This window comes from Monashia sp. HAY1-5C (genome assembly GCF_056755255.1).
In genome coordinates this window covers 1-231 of the sequence record NZ_JBPGXG010000861.1, presented here as the reverse complement: position 1 = coordinate 231, position 231 = coordinate 1, and the positions used below count along the sequence as shown (strand labels likewise).

Below are 231 nucleotides of genomic sequence, written 5' to 3'. Positions count from 1 at the left end.
CCAGAGCAATTGGGCCAGTTGTGAGGAGGGTCACATGTTCGAGGAAGGGGCGGACATAAACCGAGCCGGCAAAATGCCCTGTCATCAGCACAAGAATAGCAAGCATACCGAGCTGAACCCCACGACGCCGAGTTAGCCTGAAGACATCGGCAAGACTGTTGCTTGTCGTTGCAGGCAAAGTCGGCAGGCTGAGTAGCTGCAGCAGCATGGCAATCGCGGCCAGTCCTGCAG

1 pseudogene is annotated in these 231 nt (G+C 57.1%); it reads right to left on the bottom strand.

Annotation, left to right across the window (positions count from 1 at the left end):
* A pseudogene (locus ACR9ZK_RS23775) lies at positions 1-231 on the bottom strand (hypothetical protein); the annotation flags it as partial.